The 26541-nt window shown below is 32.6% G+C and carries 26 protein-coding genes; 15 read left to right on the forward strand and 11 right to left on the reverse strand.

Annotation, left to right across the window (positions count from 1 at the left end; all coding sequences use genetic code 11):
* Positions 1 to 17: 17 nt before the first annotated feature.
* Positions 18 to 647: a hypothetical protein gene (locus DPN68_RS08215; protein ID WP_133256583.1), complete on the forward strand. Its 630-nt coding sequence runs from the start codon at positions 18 to 20 to the stop codon at positions 645 to 647.
* On the opposite strand, the gene DPN68_RS08220 is transcribed toward DPN68_RS08215, so the two are convergent.
* Positions 637 to 1551: a metallophosphatase gene (locus tag DPN68_RS08220; protein ID WP_113989174.1), complete on the reverse strand. Its 915-nt coding sequence runs from the start codon at positions 1549 to 1551 to the stop codon at positions 637 to 639. The genes DPN68_RS08215 and DPN68_RS08220 overlap by 11 nt on opposite strands.
* A gap of 3 nt (positions 1552 to 1554) precedes the next feature.
* Entirely contained in the window at positions 1555 to 2337 is a 783-nt protein-coding gene (locus DPN68_RS08225; protein WP_113989175.1) for a 5'-nucleotidase C-terminal domain-containing protein, read from the reverse strand.
* A gap of 48 nt (positions 2338 to 2385) precedes the next feature.
* On the opposite strand from DPN68_RS08225, the gene DPN68_RS08230 reads away from it, so the two are divergent.
* From DPN68_RS08230 to DPN68_RS08290, 13 genes are all read left to right on the forward strand, one after another.
* Positions 2386 to 2904: a DUF6913 domain-containing protein gene (locus tag DPN68_RS08230; protein ID WP_113989176.1), complete on the forward strand. Its 519-nt coding sequence runs from the start codon at positions 2386 to 2388 to the stop codon at positions 2902 to 2904.
* A complete protein-coding gene (dapA, locus tag DPN68_RS08235; RefSeq protein WP_113989177.1) occupies positions 2905 to 3783 on the forward strand; it encodes a 4-hydroxy-tetrahydrodipicolinate synthase in 879 nt (292 codons plus the stop codon). It abuts the gene before it with no gap.
* Between the two features lie 78 nt (positions 3784 to 3861).
* Positions 3862 to 4656 carry an outer membrane protein assembly factor BamD gene (locus tag DPN68_RS08240; RefSeq protein ID WP_113989178.1) on the forward strand — a complete coding sequence of 265 codons (795 nt, stop codon included), beginning with the start codon at positions 3862 to 3864 and terminating at the stop codon, positions 4654 to 4656.
* 9 nt (positions 4657 to 4665) lie between these two features.
* A complete protein-coding gene (locus DPN68_RS08245; RefSeq protein WP_113989179.1) occupies positions 4666 to 4980 on the forward strand; it encodes a DNA-directed RNA polymerase subunit omega in 315 nt (104 codons plus the stop codon).
* An 8-nt stretch (positions 4981 to 4988) separates the two neighbouring features.
* A complete protein-coding gene (gene coaBC, locus DPN68_RS08250; RefSeq protein WP_113989269.1) occupies positions 4989 to 6200 on the forward strand; it encodes a bifunctional phosphopantothenoylcysteine decarboxylase/phosphopantothenate--cysteine ligase CoaBC in 1212 nt (403 codons plus the stop codon).
* The gene (gene porD / locus DPN68_RS08255) at positions 6190 to 7083 is read left to right on the forward strand and encodes a type IX secretion system protein PorD (protein ID WP_113989180.1); all 894 of its coding nucleotides are present in this window, start codon (positions 6190 to 6192) and stop codon (positions 7081 to 7083) included. Before coaBC ends, porD begins: the two co-directional genes overlap by 11 nt.
* A 23-nt stretch (positions 7084 to 7106) precedes the next feature.
* On the forward strand, positions 7107 to 8759 hold the full coding sequence (recN, locus tag DPN68_RS08260) for a DNA repair protein RecN (RefSeq protein WP_113989181.1): 1653 nt from the start codon (positions 7107 to 7109) through the stop codon (positions 8757 to 8759).
* Between the two features lie 53 nt (positions 8760 to 8812).
* Positions 8813 to 9625, forward strand: coding sequence for an enoyl-ACP reductase FabI (locus tag DPN68_RS08265; RefSeq protein ID WP_113989182.1), 813 nt, complete (start codon positions 8813 to 8815; stop codon positions 9623 to 9625).
* Positions 9626 to 9780: 155 nt separating this feature from the next.
* Positions 9781 to 12726 (forward strand): T9SS type A sorting domain-containing protein, encoded by a 2946-nt coding sequence (locus DPN68_RS08270; protein ID WP_113989183.1) that lies wholly within the window; start codon positions 9781 to 9783, stop codon positions 12724 to 12726.
* Positions 12727 to 12809: 83 nt separating this feature from the next.
* Positions 12810 to 13811, forward strand: coding sequence for a glycosyltransferase (locus DPN68_RS08275; RefSeq protein WP_113989184.1), 1002 nt, complete (start codon positions 12810 to 12812; stop codon positions 13809 to 13811).
* Positions 13808 to 14401 carry a dephospho-CoA kinase gene (coaE, locus tag DPN68_RS08280; protein WP_113989185.1) on the forward strand — a complete coding sequence of 198 codons (594 nt, stop codon included), beginning with the start codon at positions 13808 to 13810 and terminating at the stop codon, positions 14399 to 14401. Before DPN68_RS08275 ends, coaE begins: the two co-directional genes overlap by 4 nt.
* Positions 14402 to 14464: 63 nt before the next feature.
* Entirely contained in the window at positions 14465 to 16048 is a 1584-nt protein-coding gene (locus DPN68_RS08285; RefSeq protein ID WP_113989186.1) for a sensor histidine kinase, read from the forward strand.
* 21 nt (positions 16049 to 16069) lie between these two features.
* Positions 16070 to 16768, forward strand: coding sequence for a response regulator transcription factor (locus DPN68_RS08290; RefSeq protein WP_113989187.1), 699 nt, complete (start codon positions 16070 to 16072; stop codon positions 16766 to 16768).
* Between the two features lie 188 nt (positions 16769 to 16956).
* On the opposite strand, the gene DPN68_RS08295 is transcribed toward DPN68_RS08290, so the two are convergent.
* From DPN68_RS08295 to DPN68_RS08335, 8 genes are all read right to left on the reverse strand, one after another.
* Positions 16957 to 17682, reverse strand: a complete 726-nt coding sequence (locus DPN68_RS08295) for an acyl-[acyl-carrier-protein] thioesterase (RefSeq protein WP_113989188.1) — start codon at positions 17680 to 17682, stop codon at positions 16957 to 16959.
* Positions 17683 to 17685: 3 nt separating this feature from the next.
* Complete coding sequence (gene miaA / locus DPN68_RS08300) at positions 17686 to 18609, reverse strand: tRNA (adenosine(37)-N6)-dimethylallyltransferase MiaA (RefSeq protein ID WP_113989189.1); 924 nt, start codon at positions 18607 to 18609, stop codon at positions 17686 to 17688.
* Positions 18610 to 18781: 172 nt separating this feature from the next.
* Positions 18782 to 19612, reverse strand: coding sequence for an ion transporter (locus DPN68_RS08305; protein ID WP_113989190.1), 831 nt, complete (start codon positions 19610 to 19612; stop codon positions 18782 to 18784).
* 16 nt (positions 19613 to 19628) lie between these two features.
* On the reverse strand, positions 19629 to 20990 hold the full coding sequence (locus DPN68_RS08310) for an exonuclease domain-containing protein (RefSeq protein ID WP_113989191.1): 1362 nt from the start codon (positions 20988 to 20990) through the stop codon (positions 19629 to 19631).
* A 57-nt stretch (positions 20991 to 21047) separates the two neighbouring features.
* Positions 21048 to 21722 (reverse strand): YggS family pyridoxal phosphate-dependent enzyme, encoded by a 675-nt coding sequence (locus DPN68_RS08315; protein WP_113989192.1) that lies wholly within the window; start codon positions 21720 to 21722, stop codon positions 21048 to 21050.
* 372 nt (positions 21723 to 22094) lie between these two features.
* Complete coding sequence (locus tag DPN68_RS08325; RefSeq protein ID WP_113989194.1) at positions 22095 to 23363, reverse strand: DUF1015 domain-containing protein; 1269 nt, start codon at positions 23361 to 23363, stop codon at positions 22095 to 22097.
* A 63-nt stretch (positions 23364 to 23426) separates the two neighbouring features.
* The gene (locus tag DPN68_RS08330; protein WP_113989195.1) at positions 23427 to 24317 is read right to left on the reverse strand and encodes a 3-hydroxyacyl-CoA dehydrogenase family protein; all 891 of its coding nucleotides are present in this window, start codon (positions 24315 to 24317) and stop codon (positions 23427 to 23429) included.
* Positions 24318 to 24350: 33 nt separating this feature from the next.
* On the reverse strand, positions 24351 to 25328 hold the full coding sequence (locus tag DPN68_RS08335) for a Gfo/Idh/MocA family protein (RefSeq protein ID WP_113989196.1): 978 nt from the start codon (positions 25326 to 25328) through the stop codon (positions 24351 to 24353).
* Positions 25329 to 25461: 133 nt separating this feature from the next.
* Here DPN68_RS08335 and DPN68_RS08340 point away from each other — a divergent pair, with 133 nt between their 5' ends.
* On the forward strand, positions 25462 to 26103 hold the full coding sequence (locus DPN68_RS08340; RefSeq protein WP_113989197.1) for a protein-L-isoaspartate(D-aspartate) O-methyltransferase: 642 nt from the start codon (positions 25462 to 25464) through the stop codon (positions 26101 to 26103).
* 75 nt (positions 26104 to 26178) lie between these two features.
* On the opposite strand, the gene DPN68_RS08345 is transcribed toward DPN68_RS08340, so the two are convergent.
* Complete coding sequence (locus DPN68_RS08345) at positions 26179 to 26541, reverse strand: helix-turn-helix domain-containing protein (protein WP_113989198.1); 363 nt, start codon at positions 26539 to 26541, stop codon at positions 26179 to 26181.

Here is a 26541-nt window from a genome sequence, read left to right on the forward strand (position 1 = left end):
TTTTTTTCTTTAGAATTATGGAAAACAAAGACATGTCTTTAGTGTTTAAACCTATGATAATTCCTTTTATTTTTCTGTATTATACTATTGAATCTAAAAAGAAAAAAAATCCATTGCATTTATTGCTTTTGGGTTTAATTTTTATTGCAGATAATATCAATTTATTGCTTGAAACTATTTTTTATCAATTCGCAATTTTGATTTATCTAATTGTCTTAGTGATTTTGTTTTTCTTAATTGTTAAAGATGCTAAAATCATTAATCAAAACTCTAAATTGTCCAAATATCTCGGACTTCTTTTTATAGTTGCTATAGCTTTTGCTTTAATTACCAAAATAACGTCAGTTTTCATTGTGAAAACAAAGTTTCATAGCTACTATTTAATTTTAAATTACATAGTATTTTTTGTAGGGGTTTTAGCAATGAGCTTTTATAATTTTATAAAGTTTAAGAGTAAAAGCGCTAAATTTTTATTGTTAGCTCTTGGTTTTATGTTTTTGTCAGATATGTTATCAGTAACAAAAACCTATTATTTGAAATATGATGTCTTTGTTTATCTGAGTATGTTATTAGAGTTGCCTGTATATTACTTTTTTGCTCAATTTTTCATTGAGCGAGACAAAAATGCTGAAAAAATTAAAGAATAATATTTCTTGTTTTTGTATCGTAATGTTTGTCACTTGAGAAATAGAAATCAATTCTTCCTAAGTTTATTCCAAAACAACCTACTTGATTAATTAAAACCGGTTGACCATCGCGATTGGTTTCTACAATTGGTTTATCTAAAAAGGTATGTGTATGACCACCAATAATCAAATCGATGTTTTTTGTTTTTTGAGCCAATAACACATCACAAACTTTTTCTGGGGCGTTAGTGTATTTAAAACCCAAATGCGAAAGACAAATGACCAAATCACATTTCTCTTGTTCTTTCAAAGTTTGTGTCATTTCTTCAGCAATTTCAATTGGATTTAGATATTTGGTTTCTTTGTAAAGTTTTTTGTCCACTAAACCATTCAACTCAACGCCTAATCCAAATATCCCGATTTTAATTCCGTCTTTTTTGATGATTTTATAGGGTTTCACTATTCCGTCTAAAATAGTGTTTTTGAAATCATAATTAGCGGATACAAAATCAAATTTCGCATGAGGTAATTGCGCATAAAAACCATCAATTCCATTGTCAAAATCATGATTTCCCATGGTTGCTACATCATATTGCATCATGCTCATTAATTTGAATTCCAATTCGCCGCCATAATAATTAAAATACGGAGTTCCTTGAAAAATATCACCAGCATCTAAAAGCAAAACATTCTCTTCTTCTTGTCTGATTTTTTGAATGGCATTTGCTCTTCTCGCTGCTCCGCCCATTCCAGGATTTTTAGGATGATCAACTGGAAAAGGATCAATGTGACTATGCGTATCATTGGTATGAAGAATAGTTATTTTTTTAGTTTTTTTGGTAGTAAAACTACTCAAAGTTAAACCGCTAAAACTTAGAAAAGCCGAACTACTTACGGTTTGCTGTATAAAATTTCTTCTTTTCATAAGTTACTCGATGATGATTTTAGGTTCAGTTAGATTAGGAATGGTATCCACTCGTTTGAAGTAGTCAATAAATACATTTCTGAGTTTGTAATCCAAATCATAATTTTTGGAACTCGATTTTAAAAAAATCATGTTGTCACCGCCATTAGCTAAATAATCGGAAGTTAGAACATAGTATATTTTGTTTTGGTCGAGCGGTTGTTGGTTTATTTCGATTCGCTTAATCGTTTTTTCGTCCTTTTCAAGGAAAATTTTAATTCCTGCCAATGGATGAGGTTTCTTGTCCAAAATCATATAATTTGCCAATTCAGCTATTGCTTTTCCATCTAATGTTAAAACTACTATACTATTTTCAAAAGGCATGATTTCGTATGCTGTTCTAGTGGTTACATTTCCTTTTGGAATTATAGCCCTAATTCCACCATGATTTAAAATGCAGATGTCGATTGTTTTATTTTCTCTTTGAAAAAAAATGGGATTGCTCATCAATAGTGTCGTTTCTGCAAAAAAGTTTCCAATATTGGTTTCCCATTTGCCTTTACTTTTATCTTGAGTGATTGGGTTGTAGGCTAAAATACTATCTAAATCTTTATTGATGTGATTTTTATAGGGTGACACAAAAGCGTCAATTTCTGCATCAGTTTCAAAGCTCTCATTAATGTTGATTTGCTTGCCTTGAATCTCATATAAATGATTTATTTTTGACTTACAAGAAGCAATCAAAGTAAATGTTAATAATATAACAAAATAGCACAAATAATATTTTTTCTTTTTTACATTTACCATTCCTTTGTAGCTTTAAATATTTAATTTTGTTCAATTCGTAAATTTACTATGTTTTCTAAAATAATAAAGGAGTTTTTTCTAAAAAAGTTGGTTAACAAAAAGCTAACGCAACATGAACTAAATGAAGCTGATGGCAAAATAACGACCATCGGAATTTTAGTAGATGAAACCTATTTTGAGAACAAAGAACATTTATACCAACAATTTTTAGCTCAAGGATTTTTACCTGAAAACATAGTTTTGTTGTCTTTTAAAAACAAATACAAAGCCAAAGAAACGGTAAAAGAACCTTATTTTTCGCTAACCAATGTGGGTTTGTCTGGAAGAATAAACAAAAAGGAAGTTCAAGATTTCATCAAAACACCTTTCGATATGTTGGTTAGTTTTTACGATGAACGAAAAGCACCATTAATGTTGGTAACCAAACAATCCAAAGCTAAGTTTAAAGTTGGTTTTTCATCAGTCGACAAACGAATGTTTCATTTGATGATAGCATCACAAGTGGAAAAGCAAGAAGAGTTTACATCAGAATTATTCAAATATTTGAGAATATTAAATAAAATTTAAATGCAAAAGTTTATTGGTACTGGAGTGGCATTGGTAACTCCTTTTAAAAATGATTTTTCGGTTGATGTTGAGGCGTTAACTAGAATTGTGAATTACGTTATTGATGGTGGAGTAGAATATTTAGTTGTTTTAGGAACTACTGCTGAATCTGCAACACTTTCAGTTGAAGAAAAAGAATTGGTTATTGCAACCATTGTAAACGCCAATGCTGGAAGATTGCCTTTGGTATTAGGTGTTGGTGGAAATAACACTGCTAAAGTAATTGAAGAGTTAAAATCAAGAGATTTCTCAAATTTTGATGCTATTTTGTCGGTTTCGCCGTATTATAATAAACCTACACAAGAAGGAATATACCAACATTTCAAAGCAGTAGCTGATGCATCACCAATTCCAGTGATTTTGTATAATGTTCCTGGAAGAACTGCTAGTAATATGTTACCAACAACCGTAGCAAGAATTGCTAATGATTGCAAAAATGTTATTGGAATTAAAGAAGCGGCGGGTGATATTGTTCAAGCTATGAAATTAATTCAAATCACTCCAAAAGGGTTTTTAGTGATTTCAGGAGATGATATGATTACGTTACCAATGGTTTTAGCGGGTGGAGCAGGAGTGATTTCTGTGATTGGAGAAGGTTTTCCAAAGGATTTTTCTGAAATGGTACGTTTAGGATTGCAAAGAAAAGTAGATGAAGCTTATCAATTGCATTACAAATTAGCTGACGCTATTGATATGATTTTTGAACAAGGAAATCCAGCTGGAATTAAGGAAGTGTTTAAATCATTGGGATTATCGGAAAACACAGTGCGCTTGCCTTTAGTTTCTGTAAATGACGACTTGGCTAACAGATTGGATAACTTCACCAAAATTAATAGCTAAAAAAAGATTTTCGTAGTATTTAAATAATGCCTAAATTTGCAGTTGCTTTTTAGCGAATAAAAAACAAGTAGAAATAGAATGAACAAAATATTAATTGTTTTACTAGCATTAACAACACTAACTTCCTGCAGTGAGTATCAAAAAGCTTTAAAGAGCGAAGATCCTGCTGTTAAAGCTGAAGTTGCCAAGAAATTGTATGATGATGGTAAGTATACCAAAGCTATTCGTTTATATGAACAAGTAGCGCCTTCTTACAAAGGAAAACCGCAAGGAGAACAAGTATTTTATTACTTTTCAAAGTCTTATTATGCTACTAAACAATATTATTTAGCAGGTTATCAATTAGAAAATTACGCTGCAACATATCCAAAAAGCGAGAAAAGAGAAGAAGCTGCTTTTTTAGGTGCTGAATGTTATTACAGATTATCACCTATTTACAGTTTGGATCAAATAGATACACAAAAAGCATTAAGCAAACTACAAAAGTTTATTGATACGTATCCAAACTCTGAATATCTTCCAAAAGCAAATGAATATGTAAAAGAATTGCGAGAAAAAGAAGAAAAAAAGGTGTTTGAAGTTGCTAAACAATACAATTTAATATCTGATTATAAGGCAGCAATTAAAGCTTTTGACAATTTTATAGCTGATTATCCTGGAACACCATTCAAAGAACAAGCCTTGTTTTATAGATTTGATGCGGCTTACAAATTAGCAATTAATAGTGTCCCAAATAAAAAACAAGAAAGATTGAACTTTGCATTAAATGCGTATTCAAGTTTACTAAAGTTTAAAAGCGATACTGAATTTAAAGAGAAAGCAGACAAAATGTTTGCTGCTATTGAAACCGAGTTACAACAATTTTCTAAATAAAATTAAATCATGGATTTAAAAAAAACCACTGCTCCAGTAAATACAATTACGTATAACAAAAATGTAATTGAAGAGCCAACAGGAAATGTTTATGAAGCAATTACTATTATTGCAAAAAGAGCAGGTCAAATCAATACGGAGATTAAAAAAGAGCTTATCGAGAAGTTAGAAGAATTTGCTACTTACAACGATAGTTTAGAGGAAATCTTTGAAAATAAAGAACAAATTGAAGTTTCTAAATTCTATGAAAAATTACCTAAACCACATGCTTTAGCAGTTCAAGAATGGTTAGAAGGTAAAATCTATCATAGAGAAGCAAAATAATAATGACTATGTCTGTTTTACGCGGTAAAAAAGTTTTGCTAGGAGTTTCTGGTGGAATTGCCGCTTATAAAACGGCGCATTTAGTCAGACTTCTTATTAAAGCAGGTGCTCAAGTACAAGTTGTAATGACGCCTGCTTCAAAAGATTTTGTTACCCCTTTAACATTAGCTACGCTTTCAAAAAATCCTGTTTATTCTACATTTTTAAATGAAGAAGCAGCAGATGCCTCATGGAATAATCACGTAGAATTAGGACTTTGGGCTGATTTGATGTTAATCGCACCCGCTACAGCGAATACACTTTCTAAAATGGCAAATGGGAATTGTGATAACTTATTAATCGCAACGTATTTGTCAGCAAAATGTCCAGTTTATTTTGCACCAGCAATGGATTTGGACATGTACAAACATCCATCAACTTTGGATAGTTTTTTTAAGTTAAATAAATTTGGTGATATCATTATTCCTGCTGAATCTGGAGAATTAGCAAGCGGACTTTCAGGTGAAGGTCGAATGGCAGAACCCGAAAATATTATTGCCTTTTTAGAACAAGATTTAGCTTCAAAATTACCACTAAATACAAAAAAAATTCTAATTACTGCAGGTCCAACCTACGAAGCCATTGATCCAGTTCGTTTTATTGGAAATCATTCCTCTGGAAAAATGGGGTTTGACATCGCTCAAAAAGCTGCAGAGAGTGGAGCGGAAGTTATTTTAGTAAGTGGACCAACACATCAAAAGATTTCGCATCCCAATGTAAAAGTAATTCCAGTAGTTTCTGCTGAAGAAATGTATGAGGCTTGTCATCAGTATTTCAATGAAGTAGATGTAGCTATCGCAGCTGCAGCTGTTGCAGATTACCGACCAAAAAATAAAGCCGCTCAGAAAATAAAAAAGTCAGATGCTGCGTTTGTAATTGAAATGGAGAAGACAAAAGATATTTTAGCTTCTTTAGGTGAAATTAAAAAAAATCAGTTTTTAATTGGTTTTGCATTGGAAACAGAAAATGAAATTGAACATGCAAAGCAGAAAATTCAGAAAAAAAACTTAGATTTGATAGTTTTAAATTCATTAAATGATACGGGAGCAGGTTTTGGACATGCAACCAATAAAATCACGTTTATTGATAAAAATTTCAATATTGAGCCAATGGATTTGAAATCAAAAGAAGCTGTGGCGCAAGATATAATCAACAAAATTATCCAACATTATGAAATATAAAGGGTTAGCTTTTCTGTTTGTTTTATTCGTTTCTCATTGGACAATTGGGCAAGAATTGAATTGCACTGTCACGGTCAATGCAGATAGAATGACAGATGTTAATCCGCAAATATTCAGGAATTTAGAGAAGCAAGTCTCTGAATTTTTGAATAATACCAAATGGACAAATTTGGAATACCAGCAACAAGAAAAGATTGCTTGTAACTTTTTTATTAATGTTTCTGAGTTTAAAAATAATAACATGGCAGCCACGATTCAAGTGCAATCGTCTAGAGCTGTTTTTAATTCTACTTATGCTTCGCCCATTTTAAATATAAACGATAAAGACTTCAATTTTAGATATTTAGAATTTGAACAATTGGTGTTTGATCAAAATTCTTTCAATTCCAATTTAACTTCCGTTTTAGCCTTTTATGCCAATATTATTATCGGTTTGGATATGGATTCTTTTGCAGAAAATGGAGGTTCAAAGTATTTAGAAATTGCATCCAATATCATGAACGTAGCGCAATCAAGTGGTTTTAAAGGTTGGACACAAGCCGAAGGAAATAACAATAACCGATATTTTCTTATTTCAGATATCTTATCGAATACCTTTGCTCCTTACAGAAAAGCATTGTATGAATATCATTTCAAAGGATTGGACGTAATGAGTGAGGATTTACAAAAAGGAAAAGAGAATGTGATGTTAGCCATTACAATATTAAGTGATATTCATAAAGTTAGACCCAATTCATTTGTGATGCGAACCTTTTTTGATGCAAAAACAGATGAAGTGGTAAGTATCTTTTCTGGCGGACCAAGAGTGGATGTGGTGAAACTTTCAGAAACTTTAAATAGGATTTCGCCTTTGAATTCGGTAAAATGGAATAGAATTCGATAATTTTTTTCTTAAATTGCAATTCTATGTTGTTATCTCTCTCTATTAAGAATTACGCACTTATTGAACATTTGGAAGTTGACTTTTCCAATCAATTTTCTATAATTACTGGTGAAACTGGAGCCGGAAAATCTATTTTATTAGGTGCTTTAGGATTGGTTCTAGGAAACAGAGCGGATTTATCTTCATTAAAAGACGACCAACAAAAATGCGTGATTGAAGCGCAATTCCAACTTTCAAAATACCAATTACAAACTGTTTTCGAATCCAATGATTTGGATTATGATGACAATACCATTATTCGTAGAGAAATTTTACCAACAGGAAAATCAAGAGCTTTTGTAAATGATAGTCCGGTGAATTTGCAACAATTGCAAGAGTTGGCAACCTATTTAATTGATATTCATTCGCAAAATGAAACGCGAGCTTTGGTAAATGAAGCGTATCAAATTGAAGTTTTGGATTTGGTAGCCCAAAATGAAGCTTTTTTGAAGCAATACCAAAACGAATTAAAGCAATACAAATTACTTCAAAAACAATACAACCAACTAGTTTCTGACAAAGATTCGTTGGTAAAAGAACAGGAATACAATCGCTTTTTGTTGGAAGAATTACTGCAAGCCAATTTAACTTCGGGAGAACAAGAACTTTTGGAAGAAGAATTGGAAAAGTTAAGTAATGTAGAATTCATCAAGGAAAATCTCGATAAAATTCTAGCTGTTGCCAATGAAGAACAAATCGGATTGTTATCTTTATTGAGTGAAACCAAACAAGCTTTTGGAAGAATTCAAGGATTTTCAACTAGTTTTAAAGATTTGTCAGAGCGAATTAATAGCATAGGAATTGAATTTCAAGATGTTTTGGATGAAACTTTCCGCGAATCTGACAAAATTATTAATGATCCAGAACGTTTGGAATGGGTTCAGAACAAACTACAAGCGATTTATAATTTGCAGAAAAAGCATCAAGTTACTTCGGTTGATGATTTATTAATAATCCAAAATCAATTGGATGACAAGGTTGTTTTGGTTGACGAATTAGATACTACAATTCAAAAATTAGAACAAGAAATTGCATCCCAATTAGAAAAAGTAAAGGATATTGCTAATTTGATTTCTGACCAACGAAAGAAAGTTGCCCCAAAATTAACTGCTGAAATGGAAGTTGTTTTGACTCAATTGGGAATGCCCGATGCGCAATTAGTTTTTGATTTCCAAAAGGCCAATTCTTTCTTATCAACTGGAAACGATTTGGTTATTTTGCAATTTTCTGCCAATAAAGGAATGCCTTTAGGAACGCTGAAGAAAGTAGCATCAGGTGGAGAAATGTCGCGAATTATGTTGGCATTAAAAGCGGTTTTAGCTAATTATTCCAATTTACCAACTATTATTTTCGACGAGATTGACACCGGAGTTTCAGGAGAAATTGCCATCAAAATGGGTGAAATTATGAAAACAATGAGTCAGCGCTTACAAGTATTTGCGATTACACATTTACCTCAAATTGCTGCCAAAGGAAACCAACACTATAAAGTATTTAAATTTAATCAAGGAGAAACTACGATTTCTGAATTGAAACAACTTTCAGAAAACGAAAGAATTACTGAGATTGCAGAAATGTTATCAGGAAAAGCCATTACAGATTCAGCAATTGTTCACGCAAAAGCCTTGTTAAATTAAATTTTTACTACTTTTGTTTTATAAAATACGAACAACAAATAAACCAGAATACTATGTATAACTTATTAAAAGGAAAAAGAGGAATTATATTTGGAGCTTTAGATGAAAATTCAATTGCTTGGAAAACAGCGGAACGCGTTCATGAAGAAGGAGGAACTTTCGTTTTAACTAATGCGCCTATCGCTATGCGAATGGGAACTATCAATCAGTTAGCTGAAAAAACAGGTTCACAAATTATTCCAGCAGATGCTACTTCAGTTGCGGATTTAGAGAATTTGGTAGAAAAAGCAATGGAAATTTTAGGTGGTAAAATTGATTTTGTTTTACACTCAATTGGAATGTCAGTAAACGTAAGAAAGGGAAATCATTATACGAATCAAAATTACGATTTCACACATAAAGGTTGGGATGTTTCTGCAGTTTCTTTTCATAAAGTAATGCAAGTGTTGTACCAAAAAGATGCCATGAGCGAGTGGGGAAGTATTGTAGCACTAACGTATATGGCTGCGCAACGTGTTTTTCCAGATTATAACGATATGGCGGATAACAAGGCGTATTTAGAGTCAATTGCTAGAAGTTTTGGTTATTTCTTTGGTAGAGATAAAAAAGTAAGAGTAAATACCATTTCTCAATCACCAACACCAACAACGGCTGGTCAAGGCGTTAAAGGTTTTGACGGCTTTATCGCTTATGCAGATAAAATGTCGCCATTAGGAAATGCAACAGCTATGGATTGTGCTAATTATACAGTAGCTATGTTCTCTGATTTAACAAAAAGAGTAACACTTCAAAATTTATACAACGATGGCGGTTTCTCTAATATGGGAGTAAGTCAAGCCGTTATGGAGACTTTTATTGAAGAATAAAAATCACATTTTATAATTATTTTGTTACAAAAACCGCTTATTAGCGGTTTTTGTCGTTTTTTTAGGTAATTGAACAGTTTTGTAGTAATTTTCATTTATTAGTTGTGTTTTTTTTTTTGTAATTTTACACTTGCTTAACAATTAATTAATTTAATATGAAGAAAATTACTTTTATGATTTTAGCTATTTTTTCTTTTGCATTTATCAATGCTCAAGTTAATGGCTATGTCTTTACTCAAACAGCGGGTACCTTTACCCCAATAACTGGTGGTACTGTATTAGTTACTCCAGCTTCTGATGATGCCCAATATTCAGTTGTTTTACCAACAGCATTCACTTTTAACGGTGTCCCTTACACAGATGTTAGGGTTAGTTCTAATGGATTTTTAACTTTTGGTACTACAAATCCAGGTACAACAAATTATACCCCACTAAGTTCAACAACTGCTTATGGTGGAGCTGTTGCAGGTTATGGTAGAGATTTAAATTCTGCAGGAGCAGGTTCTGAAATTAGATGGGAGCAAGTGGGAGATGAGATTGTTTTCCAATGGCTTAATGTTAGAAGATATAATGTTACGGGTGAACAAATGAATTTTCAAATCCGATTAAATACGGTAAATAGTGAAGTTAAAGTTGTTTATGGTGTAGTTGTTGCAGGATCAAATACTACATATCCTCAAGTAGGTTTGAGAGGTGCAACAAACGCTGATTTCAATAATAGAACTGTAGTTGCTGCAACTGGAGATTGGATTAATTCAACAGCTGGAGCTGCAAATACTTCTACATGTTATATTAATTCAGCTAATTCGGCTACAATTCCTTCAAATGGATTGACTTATACTTGGGCTTTACCTTCATGTCCAGCCCCAACAAATGTAGTTGTATCAAATGTAACTACAACAACAGCAGATTTTTCTTGGACAGCAGGAGGTACAGAATTTGACTGGGAATATTTAATTTTACCAGCAGGTTCTCCGGCACCAACGGGTTCAGGTAATGATATAGATGCAGATTCGTTTACTGAATCAGGTTTGTCTCCAGCAACAGCTTATGCATTCTGGATTAGAGCTTATTGTAGTTTCTCTGATCAAAGTAACTGGGTAGGGCCTTTTAATTTTACTACACCTTGTGATTCTTTTAATACTTTCCCGTTTACTGAAACTTTTGAAGTGGCTTCTCCTTCAAGAACATGTTGGTCAAACTTACAAGTAGCTGGTGCTGCAAACTGGACATATGCTACAGGGTCTTCTGGAGGTCTTATTACTACAGCTTTTGAGGGAACTTTAAATGCACGTTTTGTTTCTGTTTCAGGTACTAATACTCCTATTACTAAATTAGTTTCTCCAGTATTTGATATGTCAACTTTAACAAATCCTAGATTAAAGTTTCATTACGCTCAAGAAGTTTGGTTTGGAACCCAAAATGAGTTAAAAGTATACTACAGAGTTTCATCTACAGACCCTTGGGTGGAAATAGCTCATTATACGACAAATGTTACTGCTTGGACTGAAGTTATTTTAACTTTACCAAATCCATCAGCAACTTATCAAATAGCATTTGAAGGAATTAATAATTGGGGTAGAGCAAATGTCGTTGATAATGTAATCGTTGAAGAATCTCCTTTATGTGTAGAGCCAACAGCTTTAAATGTTTCTGGAATTACAGCTTCGTCGGCCATTTTAGGTTGGACAGAAACAGGTTCTGCTACTTCTTGGGATATTGAATGGGGAACATTAGGATTTACTCCAACAGGAACACCAACTATTTCTGGCGCAACAAATCCTCAAGCTATTTCTGGATTAAGTTCTAATACAGCTTATAGTTTCTATGTAAGAGCTAATTGTGGAGCAAATGGTTTTAGTACTTGGGTAGGTCCATTTAACTTTACAACAAATATTGAAGTTGTTTGTGGTACGCCTGTTAATACAACCCATTGTTATACTAACAATGATGCTACTACGTGGACTTTTACTTCAGATGATGCAAGTCCATTAAGAATCACTTTCAACGCTGGTGGTATGGAAGCTTGTTGTGATGAGATTATTATTTATGATGGGACAGATGCGACTGGAACCATATTATATCAAGGCAATAATGGTGGGAATTTAGCCGGATTGACTGTTGACTCAACAACTGATTCAATTCACATTGTTATTGATGCTGATGGTTCGGTAAGTTGTGGTTCAGGAAGTACATGTTGTACGGCTCAATTTGATTTTACTGTAACTTGTGCAACTTGTGTAAACCCAACAGCTACTTTCACAAGTGTGCCTGATTGTGTAAATAGTGAATTTTCAATTGATGTAAATTTAACTAACTTAGGTTCGGCAACTTCTGTTTCAATATCTGATGGTACAACAACATTAACAAATATTTCAACAACAGGAATTCAAACTTTTGGTCCTTATACAGATGCTTCTAATGTAACAATCGTTATAACTAATGAACAAGATGGTGCCTGCACAATAAATTCAGGTAACATTACGAATATTTGTCCTCCAACAAATGATACTTGTGCAACGGCAATTCCAGTTGATTGTAGTGATGTTGTTGTAGGTTCAACATCAAATGGTGCTACTGATACAGGTAATAATGCTTCTGCCGATGTTTGGTATTCTTATTCTGGGGCAGCAGGAAATATTACTGCTAGTTTATGTACAAACACATCATTTGACACAATTATAAGAGTTTTTGATTCATGTGGAGGTACTCAGATTGCTGTGAATGACGATTCATGTGGGTTACAATCTAGTGTTACTTTTGCTGCAAATGGAACTTCTACATATTATATTATGGTTGAAGGTTTTGGAACGGCAACTGGTAACTTTGAATTAACTGTGTCATGTGTATTGAATGCAAATTCTTTTGACAACAACAATTTTATGGTGTATCCAAACCCTGTGAAAGATGTATTGAATTTGTCTTACACTTCTGAGATTTCTACTGTAAGAGTAATGAATATGTTAGGTCAAGAAGTAATTTCTAGAAGATTAAATGCAGCTAATGCTCAAGTTGATATGTCACAGTTAAGTGCAGGTACTTACATTGTAAATGTAACTATCGGTGATACTGTTAAAACAATTAAAGTTGTTAAGCAATAATAAATAAAAGTTAAGTTGAAAAGTCCCGATTTATTCGGGACTTTTTTATTGGTAGATAATGTATCTTTGTTAAAAGTTTTGTTATGTTTTCTTTTATTATTCCAGTTTATAATCGACCTGATGAAATTGATGAACTTTTGGAGAGTCTGTCGCAATTAGACTATGAACATCCTTTTGAAGTGGTTATTGTTGAAGATGGTTCAACAGTTACTTGTGACTTTGTTTTAGGAAAATATAAAGGGAAATTAGATATTGCTTACTACTACAAAGAAAATTCAGGACCAGGTGATTCTAGAAATTATGGCATGCGATTGGCAAAAGGAAATTATTTCCTAATTCTTGATTCCGATTGTATTTTACCTAAGGAATATTTAACCCAAGTTTCAAAAAGTTTAGAAAACTCTTATGTGGATTGCTTTGGTGGTCCAGATCAAGCATTGGAATCTTTTTCAGTTATTCAAAAAGCGATTAATTTCAGTATGACTTCTTTTTTAACTACTGGTGGTATTAGAGGCGGAAGTGAACAAGTAGCTAAATTTCAGCCGAGAAGTTTCAACATGGGATTGTCTAAAAAAGCTTTTGAAGCTTCAAATGGCTTTGGAAACATTCATCCTGGGGAAGATCCTGATTTATCTATTCGTTTGTGGAAATTGGGTTTTGAAACGAAACTAATACCTGAAGCTTACGTCTATCACAAAAGAAGAATTGATTGGAATAAATTTTTTATCCAAGTAAATAAATTTGGAAAAGCACGCCCAATTTTGAATTATTGGTATCCAGAATATACAAAGTTCACCTTTTGGTTACCAACTTTGTTTTGCATCGGTTTATTAATGAGTATTATATTTGCTTTGTTTGGTATTAAAATATTTTTACAACTTTATGTTACTTATTTTGTTGTACTTTTTTTAGCAGCACTTTGGAATACCAAAAAGTTAAAAATTGCGTTATATAGTCTAGTGGCGGTAACTATACAATTTTATGGCTATGGAACTGGATTTTTAATTGCTTATTGGAATATTTTCATTAGAAAATTAAAACCAGAGATAGTACATCCAGAATTGTTTTTTAAAATAAACAAATGACAAAAATAATAGGTTTAACAGGCGGAATAGGAAGCGGAAAATCAACCGTAGCTAGTTACATAGCTTCAAAAGGAATTCCTGTTTACATTGCTGACGAAGAAGCTAAAAAAATCATGGAACTACCTGAGGTTATTTCGGAAGTACAGCAATTGTTTGATGAAGATGTTTTGTTAGAAAATAATCAATTGAATCGCACTAAAATTGCGGAAATCGTTTTTAAAAATCCTCAAAAACTCCAAGAGTTAAATGCTGTTATTCATCCCAAAGTAAAACTGCATTTTATAAATTGGCTCAAGCAATATGAAGATTTTCCGTTTGTAGTAAAAGAAGTTGCCATTTTATTTGAAACAGGTGGCGATGCATCATGTGATAAAATTATTTTAGTTACAGCTCCAGAAGAAGTTAGAATTCAAAGAGTGATGCAACGCGATAAAACCAATAGTATTAACGTTAAAAATCGTATTAAAAACCAACTTTCAGATAAAGAGAAAAAAGCAAAAAGTGATTTTGTTATCGAGAATATTGACATGAATAATACTATGAAACAAGTAGACAAAGTATTGAAAATATTGAATGAAAACGGATTATAGGCTAATGTTAATGTTTGGTTAATGTTGCTTTGCCTCAAATGTTAAAATGTTAAATTTGTATCAATGAATAAGAAAAGATTTCGACTCTTAGTGTTTTTAATGAGTTTGTCGTTAATAGGTATAATTGTAGTGCAATTGTACTGGATTTCGAGTTCGTTAGACCAAAGTGAGGAACAATTCAAGTTTCATGTACAACAAGTTATTGGTAATGTTGCTGAAAAAATTAATAGTGAAGAATTAAAATCTTTCATTGTTGAATTCAATAAAATTAAAGATAGTACGGGTAAAACACCAGATTCAAGTGTGTTGAGAGAAATTTTTTTCTACGAAAAAGATGCAAAAACCAACGAAACTATCATTTATACCAATACTATAATTGCTGAAAATTACGGAATTACAGGCTCGTTCTTTGATAAAAATGCTGATTCAATAAAAATTAGAAATATTATTGCTAATCGAAAAACGGAAGTATACAATGGTTCTTTTATAGATAATCCAAGCTTACAAATGAATAAAAAGCCGGATCAAACCATACAAAAGATTGGAAATTTGTCAGCTCTTGATAAAGCTAATTTTGAGGTTATGTTCAAAGATGTAGTATCTTTTCGTTCACTTCAAGACAGAATTACTAATGAAAAGTTGGAGCAATATTTAAGAGAAGAATTGGACAATTATGGTGTAAAAACGCCGTTCGAATACGGAATTTATAGCAATGGTTTAGCAACTAAAATTCGCTCAACTAAATTTAAATATGACAGAGAATTAACATACGGAATTCCTATTTTTAAAGATAATGAAGGCGCAACCCAATACCAGCTATTGGTTTCTTTTCCTCAGAAAAGTAAGTTTCTTTTCTCTTCTTTAATTGGGATTTCTTTAATTTCATTATTGTTTACCTTGGTAATTATTTTAACCTATTCAAGTGCGTTGAACCAATTAATCAAACAAAAACAGATTTCTGAAATTAAAACAGATTTCATTAATAACATGACGCACGAGTTTAAAACGCCAATTGCGACAATCAATCTAGCTTTGGACGCTATTAAAAATCCAAAAATTATTGACGATAAGGAAAAAGTACAGCGTTATTTGCAAATGATTAAAGACGAAAACAAACGTATGCATGCGCAAGTAGAAAATGTACTTAGAATTTCTAAATTAGAAAAAAATGAATTAGACATTTCTAAAGAACCTGCAGATGTTGTAGAAGTATTAGAAAACGCTATTGAACATATTAGCTTGATTGTGGAAGACAGTCAAGGAAAAATAACAACGCATTTTAAAGCTACTAGAACAACAATTTTATTAAATGAAGTTCATTTTACTAATGTTTTAGTAAACATATTAGATAACGCAGTAAAATACTCAACAGAGGCTCCTGTAATTGATATTTTTACCGAAAATATCAAAGATTACATTTTGATTAAAATTCAAGATCAAGGTGCCGGAATGAGTAAAGTAGCTCAAAAAAGAGTTTTTGAAAAATTCTATCGCGAACATACTGGTGATTTACATAACGTGAAAGGTCACGGTTTAGGTTTGGCTTACGTAAAACAAATCGTGGAAGATCACAACGGACAAATCACGGTAGAAAGTGAAAAAGGAAAAGGAAGTACATTTACATTGAAAATGCCATTAATAAATTAAAAAAAAAATATAAAAAAGACTATGGAAGCTAAAAAGATTTTATTAGTTGAAGACGATCCCAACTTTGGTGCAATATTGAAAGATTATTTAATTATAAACGATTTCGATGTTACATTGGCTAAAAACGGAATGGAAGGTTTCGAAAAATTCAAAAAAGATACTTTCGATTTGTGTATTTTAGACGTGATGATGCCCTACAAAGATGGCTATACTTTAGCAAGAGAAATTCGTGAGAAAAATCAAGAGGTGCCAATTATATTCTTAACCGCTAAAACATTAAAAGAAGATGTTTTAAAAGGGTATAAAGTAGGTGCTGATGATTACCTAAATAAACCATTCGATTCAGAAGTTTTGCTAATGAAAATCAAAGCGATTATTCAACGTAAAGCCACCGAAGTTAAACCAGATAATAACAAATTTGAGTTCATAATTGGAAGCTTTCATTTGAATTCAAAATTACGTTTCTTATCTTTCAACGGACAAGAACCAGTAAAATTGTCGCCAAAAGAATGCGAATTATTGAAAATGTTAGCTTTACACGAAAATGATTTAATGCCTAGAGAACTTGCATTAACAAAAATTTGGAGAGACGATAACTACTTCACATCAAGAAGTATGGATGTTTACATTGCCAAATTAAGAAAGTATTTGAAGCAAGACGAAAACGTAGAAATCCTAAACATTCATGGCGAAGGTTTTAGATTAGTAATAAAAAAATAAACAATTAAGCTCTGAATAATCAGGGCTTTTTTTTTGGAACGTAATCCTGCTATACATTACAACTCCTCACAAAAAAAGGGTTTTAGTAAACTATAAAATGTGCTTCTTAGGTCGCAATTGTATAGCAACAAAAACTCCTTTTTTTCATTGCTATCAGGCGTAGCAAATTAGTTTTCAGTAGATTTTTATTATAAAATCAATTCCAAAGCAAAACAAACTTTATCGTCCTTTGAAATAGTATATGTATTTTCGTTCTTCGAAATCGCAACTTCATCATTTAAGTTTAATTCTTTTAAGAAATTCATTTCAAACCCTTTAATTTGCTGTTTTAAAACGAATTTTCTATCCATTAGATTCAGACACCATTCTAAGTATTTTACATTGTTAGCATGATTTACAATATCTAAATCCGATAGTTGAACCGTATAATCTACAATTTTTTCAAACGGAACATCTAAATTAATACGTTGCACCGATTTTTCAGTAGCGCTGTTTTCAGGATATTTAATGAAATGTTCGTGCGGCAAAGCCAAGTTTTCTGGTCTTCTAATTTCGGTATTTAAAACCGCCCAATAGGTTTCACAACCCGCTAATTTTTCATCGCCTAAATACAATTCCAAACATCTTGTTGAACGCGAATTTTCTAACGATTTAATCCAAGTTTTAACACGAACTTTATCGCGCCATTTAGGCAATCGGTTGATTTCTAAACGCATTTTACTCATTACCCAAGCTTGATGATGCGATTGCATATCGCTAAAACTTATGCCGCCTAAATCAGCATGTAAACCAGCTGTAATTTGAAAAATATTGCACAAATCGGTATATTTCAACAAACCGTTTGGGTAGCATTGTAGAAAATTAATTTCGTAGTCTAATTCTAAAATTGAAGTAAATTGGGTTGATATGGGCATTTTTTATTTTTTAATTATATCATTTATAAAATTTATAATCTCTTTTCTATCAGCTAAATAATCAAACCAACTTACATTTTCAGTTCGTTTGAACCACGTAATTTGACGTTTGGCAAAACGTCTGGTGTTCATTTTGATTTGTTCGATAGCGAAATCTAAGGTAGTTTTTTCATCGAAATAATCAAATAATTCGCGGTAACCAACGGTTTGTAACGCATTCAACTGTTTGTTTGGATACAAATTTTTAGCTTCTTCCAAAAGTCCTTCTTTTAGCATGATATCCACACGTTGATTGATTCTTTCGTACATTTTTTCTCTATTAGCTTCTAAACCAATGATAATAGGAGTGAAGTTACGCTTGTTTTTTCTAATTCCAATGAAGCTAGAATACGGTTTTCCAGTTCCCAAACAAACTTCTACAAAGCGTTTCATCCGTTGCGGATTTTGCAAGGTTTGCGGATTTTCAGTTTGTAATTTTTGATAATATTCTGAATCTAGCTTTTGAAGTTGTTCTTGTAAATATTCGATTCCTAGAATATCAAATTTTGCATTTATTTCAGCTCTGACTGAAGCATCTATGTCTGGAAACTCATCAAATCCTTTTAAAACGGCATCCACATACAATCCAGAACCGCCAACCATAATTTGTACGTTATTTTTCTCAAATAATTCGTCCAATTTAGCTAACGCTTCTTGTTCAAAATCACCAACCGAATACGATTCAAAAATGGATTTATTTTGGATAAAATGATGCGGTGCTCCAGCCAATTCTTTTTCATTTGGAACAGCGGTGCCAATTTTCATTTCTTTAAAAAATTGTCGACTATCACAAGAAATAATATCGCAACCAAAATGTTGAGCCAAGGCAATACTTAATGCAGTTTTGCCAATAGCTGTTGGTCCGATAATGGTGATAAGATAGTTCATGAAAAAACGATAATAACGATTTTTTAGCCCAGATTAAAATGGAAAGCTTTTTGTGGTTGTGTGCCAATTTTTCTTGATTTGCAAAAGCGACCCAAGAAGCTCTTTGCAAAGCTATAGAAAAATGGTGCAAAAGCGCAAAAACTTGTAATGAAAAGCTGGAAATAGCTTCTGATTATAATTCATGACCGCATTCTGAACAAAATTTAGCCGAAATACTGTTTTCTTCTGAAGCACAATTTTTGCAAATTCTTTTGTTCTTTTGTTCTCTAATAAGATTATTTTTAGCAATTTCAGCCGTTACAATACCTGTTGGAACTGCAATGATTCCGTATCCCATAATCATTACGAACGAAGCTATAAATTGGCCTAATGGTGTAATGGGTGAAATATCGCCATAACCAACTGTTGTTAATGTAACAATGCACCAATAAATAGCTGTTGGAATGCTTGTAAATCCAGATTCTGGTCCTTCAACCACATACATAATGGAACCAATTAGAATACAACTAATCAATACGAAATACATAAAAACTAAAATACGACCTCGACTGGCCATAATAGATTCACGTAAATGAACAGACTGACTTGAAAATTGCGGATGATTTAATATTTTGAACAAACGCAATAAACGCAACGCTCTAACAACAGTTAAAACACTTGTTCCTGTAATGAAGAAAGACAAATACATGGGTAAAGTAGCAATCAAGTCAATAATTCCGTAAAAGCTAAAAATGTATTTTGTAGGTTTTTTTATAGTTAGGATTCGTAAAATATATTCAATACTAAAGAAAATAGTAATTATCCATTCTAAAAACACCAATTCATCATGGTACTTTACATCGAATCCTTGAATGGTTTCGAGCATGACCAAAATCACGCTCAAAAGGATTAAACCCAATAAGATTAAGTCGAATAAACGACCAGCGAACGTATTTGTACCATAAATAATGATATACGTTTTTTGCCTAAAAAGCTCATATTTTGATTTAAATGCTTCTCTCATACTACAAAGTAACGCATTAAAAATGAATTATTTTCATCACTTTTCTTTTTCGCAAATACGTTTGAATGATGGTTTTAGTATCTCTATTGTGTTGCATTGAAATAATTATATTTTTTAAAATTTCAATGTTATTGATTTGATAATTTAAATGGTAAAAGCAATACCCTTTGTAAATTCCGTTTTCGATTAAAACAGCACTTCGCTCATTGTGAGTTCGACCGCGATCAACAATAACCATATTTTGATTTTCAAAGCTATTCTCAGCTAAAAATTCCTTTACTTTTTCGTTATAAATTTCAGGACTTTCTTCACCAATACAAGCACCGTTACATTCTTTTATTTTGTATTGAAAACAAGCATTTTTAGTTTCATATAAACCGTTTATTTTTTGACACAAATGGTATTTTTCTGTAATGCGAAACAAAGCATTTTTGCCTTCTTGTAAGCTGGTGAACGAAGTAATTTCTTTCTTTCTGCCATCGGCTTTTTCCACTCGAAGTGCTAAATAACCCTTTTCATTTTTAAATGAATATAAAGCATATTGGAAAATACTTTTGCGTTGTGCCCTGTTGTAAATAGGTTTATTCACTTTAATTTCTTCACTTTCTTTTAATAATGCAATCAATTCATTACCCGTTTCTTCATAGGTAACGGCATAAACATCGCGTTGTATTTTTTTAGATTTGCTATTGGTTCCAGTGAAGTGTTGGTTGACTCTTTTCTTGATGTTTTTACTTTTTCCAATGTAAATCAAATCGCCATTTTCGTTGTGAATGTAGTAAATACCCGTTTTTGATGGCAGTGCTTCAACAATATCCAAAAGCTTGGGCAACATACCCGGTTTAATCTCAGTTTTGACAAAACTTTTAACGATTTCTTTCTCAGTATCTTTAGCTAATAACAATTTGAATAATTGTACAGTTGCCAAAGCGTCGCCACTTGCACGATGTCTATCCGCCATTGGAATTCCCAATGAACGTACTAATTTACCCAAACTATAGGAGGGTTGTTCCAAAATTAATTTTTTGGAAAGTTCAACGGTACAAAGCGTTGGCATTTTAAAATCATAACCCAAACGATTGAATTCAGTACGTAAAATGCGGTAATCGAAAGAAGCATTGTGCGCCACTAGAATACAACCTTCGGTAATTTCGATGATGCGTTTGGCTACTTCATAAAATTTAGGAGCAGAGCGCAACATAGCATTGTTAATCCCTGTAAGTTTAACAACAAAAGGTTGGATTGGCTTCTCAGGATTGATTAAGCTTATGAATTGGTCAATTACTTCATGGCCATCAAATTTATAAATGGCGATTTCCGTAATACCTTCTTCATTGTATTGTCCTCCGGTGGTTTCTATGTCGAGTATTGCGTACAAATTAGTTTACAGTATTCAGTCTCAGTTTACAGTTAATTGGCACATTGACAAATTGCCTTATTGATAATTTCTCGTTCCAAAGATACTACTTCCAATTCGAACCATCGTACTTCCACATGAAATTGCCAGTTGATAATCGCCCGACATTCCCATTGAAAGAGTGTTCAGTTGGCAGTTTTCAGTGCTCAGTTGACTTACTTTGTCGAAAATGGATTTTAAATTTTGGAATTCTTTTTCGATTTGGTTTTGGTTTTCGGTGAACGTTGCCATTCCCATTAACCCTACAATTCGAATGTTTTTATAGTTTTCATTGTCATTCTGAACTTGTTTCAGAATCTCGTCTAATTCTTGTTCATCTAATCCAAATTTACTTTCTTCTTCTGCAATATGAATTTGCAACAAACAAACAATCACACGATTATTTTTAGCCGCTTGTTTATTGATTTCTTGTAATAATTTCAAACTATCCACTCCGTGAATTAAGCTTACAAACGGAGCAATGAGTTTCACTTTTCTAGATTGTAAATGCCCAATAAAATGCCATTGTATATCTTTTGGCATTTGCTCGTGTTTTTCCACTAATTCTTGGACATAATTTTCTCCAAAAATACGTTGCCCAGCATCATATGCTTCCATTAAATCCGCCACAGGTTTGGTTTTTGAAACCGCTACTAAGGTAACGTGAGGTGGAATTTGGGATTTTATTTGAGTTAGGTTATTTGAGATTGACATTTTTTAATTGAGTTTTCTTCTACAAAAATACTATTTAGGGAAATTATAAGACAACCAAATCATAAATATAATTATTAAACCTAAAGAAGCTAAAGAACCAAACAAAATTCCATTTCCAATTTGATGTATATTTGATTTTTTGAATACTATTTTTAAAAATAATCCAATTAATAAGCAAGCAGAAAATAAAAAAAGAATTAGATATGTATTATCTAATAGTTTTAGATTTAAAACTAATAAAAATTGAAAAAAAATTGTACCAATAAAGGAAATTTTTGACATGCTTGAATTTATTAATGTGATTTCTCTTTCGTCGAAATGACAAAATTGTGTCTTTTTTCTTTTCTCTTGATTCTTTTTTCTAAAAAAAATCTACAACTCATACACCACCAAACCACTTCTAAATTTCGGTTCGATATACGTTGATTTTGGAGGCATGATTAAATTGTTATCGGCTAATACTTTGATTTCGTTGATGTCGGAAGGGTAGAGTAGGAAGCCCACTTCAAATTCGCCTTCGTCTATTTTGTTTTTTATGGTTGAAATCGGTTGTTTTCCTGGAAGATAGGAAATGCGTTCATCGGTTCGTAAATCTTCAATTCCTAGTAGTGGATTTAGTACTTTTTCGTATAAAATTTGGGCGTCCAAGTTATTTAAAATAGATTCTCCTAATCTCGATTTCGTTAGTTCGGAACAGGCTTCCGCTTGATTTGACAATTCTGTATCTAACTGTTTGTAAAACAAAGCATAAAAATTTCCATCCAAATACATACCAAATTCAAATTTGTTTTCAGGCTTCCATAATTCTTGTTTTTTGTTTTCTATGGTGAAGTTTTTGGCTAATTCCATAAGAAAATCAGCGTTGGAATGTCCGTTCAAGTCGCGAATCAATCGGTTGAATTCGTAAATTTTGACGTTACTTTCGGCAATTAAGAAACTCATGAAATAATTCAGGTTTTCGTTGCCCAAATGTTTGTTTTCTTCCAATAATAATTCCGCCGAAGCCGAACGATGATGTCCGTCAGCTATATATAAGTTGGGAATATTCTCGAAATGTTCTTGTAACCAATCAATTTCACTTTGGGTATCAATTTTCCAAAGCGTGTGTTTTTCCTTATTGGTAGTTGAAAATTCGTAAACTGGTTCACTTTGTTTTCGTAAATGAATGAAGGTATTGATTGCTACACTATCAGGATACGTAATCAAAACAGGTTCGGTGTTGAATTGGGTTTGATGTAAATAATCTTTGAACATTTCCACACGATATTGCAAGGTGTCTTCGTGTTTTTTTATGACATTGTTTTGGTAATCTCCCACAGCAGTTCCAGCTATAATTCCAGTAAATGTGTTGGTTTTCTGTTTGATTTCGTATAAATAAAAAACGGGCGTTTCTTCTTGCATAAAAACACCTTCGGTTTTGAAATCTTGGTATTTTAAGGCAACACCTTTAAAACGCTTTTCCGAATTCACTTTATGTGCATGCAAATAAGCAGGATTAATCACATGCAAAAATGAATACGGATTAAAATCTAACCATGCAGCAAGCTCAGCCGGACTGTAATCATCATAATTTCTGCAAGTTACCAAACTTACTTTGTCTCGAACGGGTCGGAGCGCTTTGAAAGGTTTTATTTTGGCCATTTGTTTAGTTTACAGTCTCAGTCACAGTAAACAGTTTATACTGCGACTGAAAACTGTGACTGTTTACTTTGTAAATTGTTTCGAAACTTTTTCTGCTTTTTTGCTTTCAGAGTAATCGTAGAAACCTTCACCTGATTTTACGCCTAATTTTCCAGCCATTACCATGTTTACTAATAACGGACATGGCGCGTATTTTGGATTTTTGAATCCGTCGTACATTACGTTTAAGATCGACAAACAAACGTCTAATCCTATGAAATCAGCTAATTGTAATGGTCCCATTGGATGAGCCATTCCTAATTTCATTACCGTGTCGATTTCGTAAACACCACCAACACCGTTGTATAACGTTTCAATAGCTTCGTTAATCATTGGCATTAAAATTCTATTTGCCACGAAACCTGGGTAATCGTTCACTTCTGTTGGCGTTTTTCCTAATTTCACTGATAAATCCATGATGATTTTGGTCACTTCATCAGAAGTATTGTAACCGCGAATAATTTCTACCAATTTCATAATCGGCACTGGATTCATAAAATGCATTCCAATAACTCGTTCTGGATGCACTACATGAGCGGCTATTTGCGTAATAGAAATGGAAGAAGTATTGGTTGCTAAAATTACGTTATGATCACAAACTTCACTCAATTGTTTGAAAATATTGAATTTCAATTGTACGTTTTCAGTAGCCGCTTCAACAACTAAATCACAACCTACAACGCCATCTTTAACGTCGGTATACGTGATGATATTTCCAATGGTTTTGTGTTTGTCTTCTTCGGTGATACTTCCTTTGGCTACCATTCTGTCAAGGTTAGCGGCAATAGTTGCCATTCCTTTTTCGATTGATTTTTCTGAAATATCGATTAATTTTACGGTAAATCCGCTTTGTGCGAAAGTATGAGCAATTCCGTTACCCATAGTTCCTGCTCCTATAACTGCGATTGTGTTCATTATATTATTTTGTTTCAGGTTTAAAGTTTCAAGTTAATTTTTTAGTCTACTTTCCATCGATTCAATAATCATATAAGCTACTCTTAAAGCTTCGGTTCCATCTTCTAAAGTTACAATTGGAGTAGTATCATTATTGATAGCATCTGCGAAAGTTTCCAATTCGTCTAAAATGGCGTTATTTGGACTCACAGATGGATTGTCAAAATAGATTTGTTTTTTTACGCCTTCTGCATTTTGTAAAATCATGTCGAAATCACCGGGAACTTCTGGTGCATCTTTCATTTTTACAACTTCACACACTTTGTCCAAATAATCTACAGAAATGTAAGCATCTTTTTGGAAGAAACGCGATTTACGCATATTTTTCATCGAAATTCGGCTTGAAGTTACATTAGCAACACAACCATTTTCAAATTCAATTCTAGCATTACAAATATCTGGAGAATCCGAAATTACAGCAACACCACTAGCACGAACGGCTTTTACCTTGGATTTAACCACACTCAATATCGCATCAATATCGTGAATCATTAAATCTAAAACCACAGGAACATCCGTACCACGTGGATTAAATTCAGCCAAACGATGCGTTTCTATAAACATTGGGCTTTGAATTTTATCTTTCACCGCTGTAAATGCTGGATTGAAGCGTTCTACATGTCCGACTTGTCCTTTTACGTTGTGTTTTTTTGCTAAAACGATGATTTCTTCGGCTTCTGCAACAGTGTTTGAAATCGGTTTTTCTAAAAAAACATGTTTTCCAGCTTGAATGGCTTCTTTGGCACATTCGTAGTGTGATAGCGTTGGAGTTACAATATCAACAACATCAACAGCAGCTATTAGTTCCGAAATCGTGTCGAACTTTTTATATCCAAACTCTGCCGCAACTTTATTGGCATTTTCTTCAAAAGGATCATAAAAACCTACTAATTCATATTTATTGGATTGATTTAATAATCGCAAATGTATTTTTCCAAGATGACCAGCACCTAAAACTCCAACTTTTAGCATAAAAAATTAATTTTATCAAAAGTACAATTTTAGTTTAAAGTTCAAAAGTTTAATGTTTAAAAGTTAGTATATTTTATGATTTGCTTTTTGATATTTTTCAATCTAATTTTACCCAATCAAATTACTACCCAAATTGAAAGATACTAATAAACATCAAGGACTTAGAAATCAGTTGGTCAAACAATTGCAGGACAAAGGAATTACTGATAAAAACGTATTAGATTCTATTAGTAAAATTCCGCGTCATTTGTTTTTAGAGTCTAGTTTTGAAGATTTTGCTTACCAAGACAAAGCATTTCCAATTGGTGCAGGCCAAACCATTTCACAACCGTATACAGTTGCTTTCCAAAGTCAGTTATTGGAAGTGAAAAAAGAAGCAAAAATATTAGAAATTGGAACGGGTAGCGGTTATCAAACGGCTGTTTTGTGTAAAATGGGAGCGAAAGTATATTCTGTAGAACGTCAGAATGAATTGTTTAAAACGACTTCATTGTTATTACCTAAATTAGGTATTCGGCCTAAATTTTTATCCTTTGGTGATGGTTATAAAGGATTGCCTCAATATGCACCATTTGATGGAATTATCGTAACAGCCGGCGCTCCATTTATTCCGCAAGCATTGATGGCTCAATTGAAAATTGGTGGTCGATTGGTCATTCCTGTTGGTGAAAACGAACAAATTATGACACTTTTAATCAGAAAAAACGAAACCCAATTTGAAAAACACGAATACGGTGATTTTCGATTTGTTCCACTTTTGGAAGATAAAAATTAGGTGAAAGAAGTTAGAAATTAGGAATTGACAATTAGATTTTTTCTGTAAACTGCGACTGCGACTGAAAACTGGATACTACTTCAAGCTCGTAAGTTTTTGTTTTAGAATTTCGAGTTCGTCTAAAATTTCGGTAATTTGATTTTCTTTTTTATCGTTACCAACTTCAATTCCTTTTTCTTGAAGAATTTCAGTAATGGCTTGAATGGCAAACGAATTTAAGTCGAAATTTTTATCTAATTTCACTTTGTACCAAGCTACTAATAGCTTTTTTAAGTCTATTTTCAGAATTTGCGCTAAAGTTTGCACTTGTTTTTTGGTAGGAATACGAAAGCCATTTTCAAACTTACTAATCAAAGCTTGATCAATTTTGGAAAGTTCAGCCAATTTTCTAGTTGATAATTTTTGGTCTAAACGAGCTTGTTTTAATAAGTCTTTCAT

It is taken from the genome of Flavobacterium tibetense, assembly GCF_003293845.1.
Classification (GTDB): Bacteria; Bacteroidota; Bacteroidia; order Flavobacteriales; family Flavobacteriaceae; genus Flavobacterium; species Flavobacterium tibetense.

Bases quoted from the DNA above. Each gene is read 5' to 3' on its own strand.
- DPN68_RS08295 (WP_113989188.1), bottom strand. From the start codon at position 17,682: ATGCCCATATCAACCCAATTTACTTCAATTTTAGAATTAGACTACGAA.
- miaA (WP_113989189.1), bottom strand. From the start codon at position 18,609: ATGAACTATCTTATCACCATTATCGGACCAACAGCTATTGGCAAAACT.
- DPN68_RS08240 (WP_113989178.1), top strand. From the start codon at position 3,862: ATGAACAAAATATTAATTGTTTTACTAGCATTAACAACACTAACTTCC.
- DPN68_RS08330 (WP_113989195.1), bottom strand. From the start codon at position 24,317: ATGAACACAATCGCAGTTATAGGAGCAGGAACTATGGGTAACGGAATT.
- dapA (WP_113989177.1), top strand. From the start codon at position 2,905: ATGCAAAAGTTTATTGGTACTGGAGTGGCATTGGTAACTCCTTTTAAA.
- DPN68_RS08335 (WP_113989196.1), bottom strand. From the start codon at position 25,328: ATGCTAAAAGTTGGAGTTTTAGGTGCTGGTCATCTTGGAAAAATACAT.
- DPN68_RS08220 (WP_113989174.1), bottom strand. From the start codon at position 1,551: ATGAAAAGAAGAAATTTTATACAGCAAACCGTAAGTAGTTCGGCTTTT.
- DPN68_RS08225 (WP_113989175.1), bottom strand. From the start codon at position 2,337: ATGGTAAATGTAAAAAAGAAAAAATATTATTTGTGCTATTTTGTTATA.
- DPN68_RS08245 (WP_113989179.1), top strand. From the start codon at position 4,666: ATGGATTTAAAAAAAACCACTGCTCCAGTAAATACAATTACGTATAAC.
- DPN68_RS08285 (WP_113989186.1), top strand. From the start codon at position 14,465: ATGAATAAGAAAAGATTTCGACTCTTAGTGTTTTTAATGAGTTTGTCG.
- DPN68_RS08325 (WP_113989194.1), bottom strand. From the start codon at position 23,363: ATGGCCAAAATAAAACCTTTCAAAGCGCTCCGACCCGTTCGAGACAAA.
- porD (WP_113989180.1), top strand. From the start codon at position 6,190: ATGAAATATAAAGGGTTAGCTTTTCTGTTTGTTTTATTCGTTTCTCAT.
- coaE (WP_113989185.1), top strand. From the start codon at position 13,808: ATGACAAAAATAATAGGTTTAACAGGCGGAATAGGAAGCGGAAAATCA.
- DPN68_RS08265 (WP_113989182.1), top strand. From the start codon at position 8,813: ATGTATAACTTATTAAAAGGAAAAAGAGGAATTATATTTGGAGCTTTA.
- DPN68_RS08270 (WP_113989183.1), top strand. From the start codon at position 9,781: ATGAAGAAAATTACTTTTATGATTTTAGCTATTTTTTCTTTTGCATTT.
- DPN68_RS08230 (WP_113989176.1), top strand. From the start codon at position 2,386: ATGTTTTCTAAAATAATAAAGGAGTTTTTTCTAAAAAAGTTGGTTAAC.
- DPN68_RS08290 (WP_113989187.1), top strand. From the start codon at position 16,070: ATGGAAGCTAAAAAGATTTTATTAGTTGAAGACGATCCCAACTTTGGT.
- DPN68_RS08215 (WP_133256583.1), top strand. From the start codon at position 18: ATGGAAAACAAAGACATGTCTTTAGTGTTTAAACCTATGATAATTCCT.
- DPN68_RS08275 (WP_113989184.1), top strand. From the start codon at position 12,810: ATGTTTTCTTTTATTATTCCAGTTTATAATCGACCTGATGAAATTGAT.
- DPN68_RS08305 (WP_113989190.1), bottom strand. From the start codon at position 19,612: ATGAGAGAAGCATTTAAATCAAAATATGAGCTTTTTAGGCAAAAAACG.
- DPN68_RS08345 (WP_113989198.1), bottom strand. From the start codon at position 26,541: ATGAAAGACTTATTAAAACAAGCTCGTTTAGACCAAAAATTATCAACT.
- coaBC (WP_113989269.1), top strand. From the start codon at position 4,989: ATGTCTGTTTTACGCGGTAAAAAAGTTTTGCTAGGAGTTTCTGGTGGA.
- DPN68_RS08315 (WP_113989192.1), bottom strand. From the start codon at position 21,722: ATGTCAATCTCAAATAACCTAACTCAAATAAAATCCCAAATTCCACCT.
- recN (WP_113989181.1), top strand. From the start codon at position 7,107: ATGTTGTTATCTCTCTCTATTAAGAATTACGCACTTATTGAACATTTG.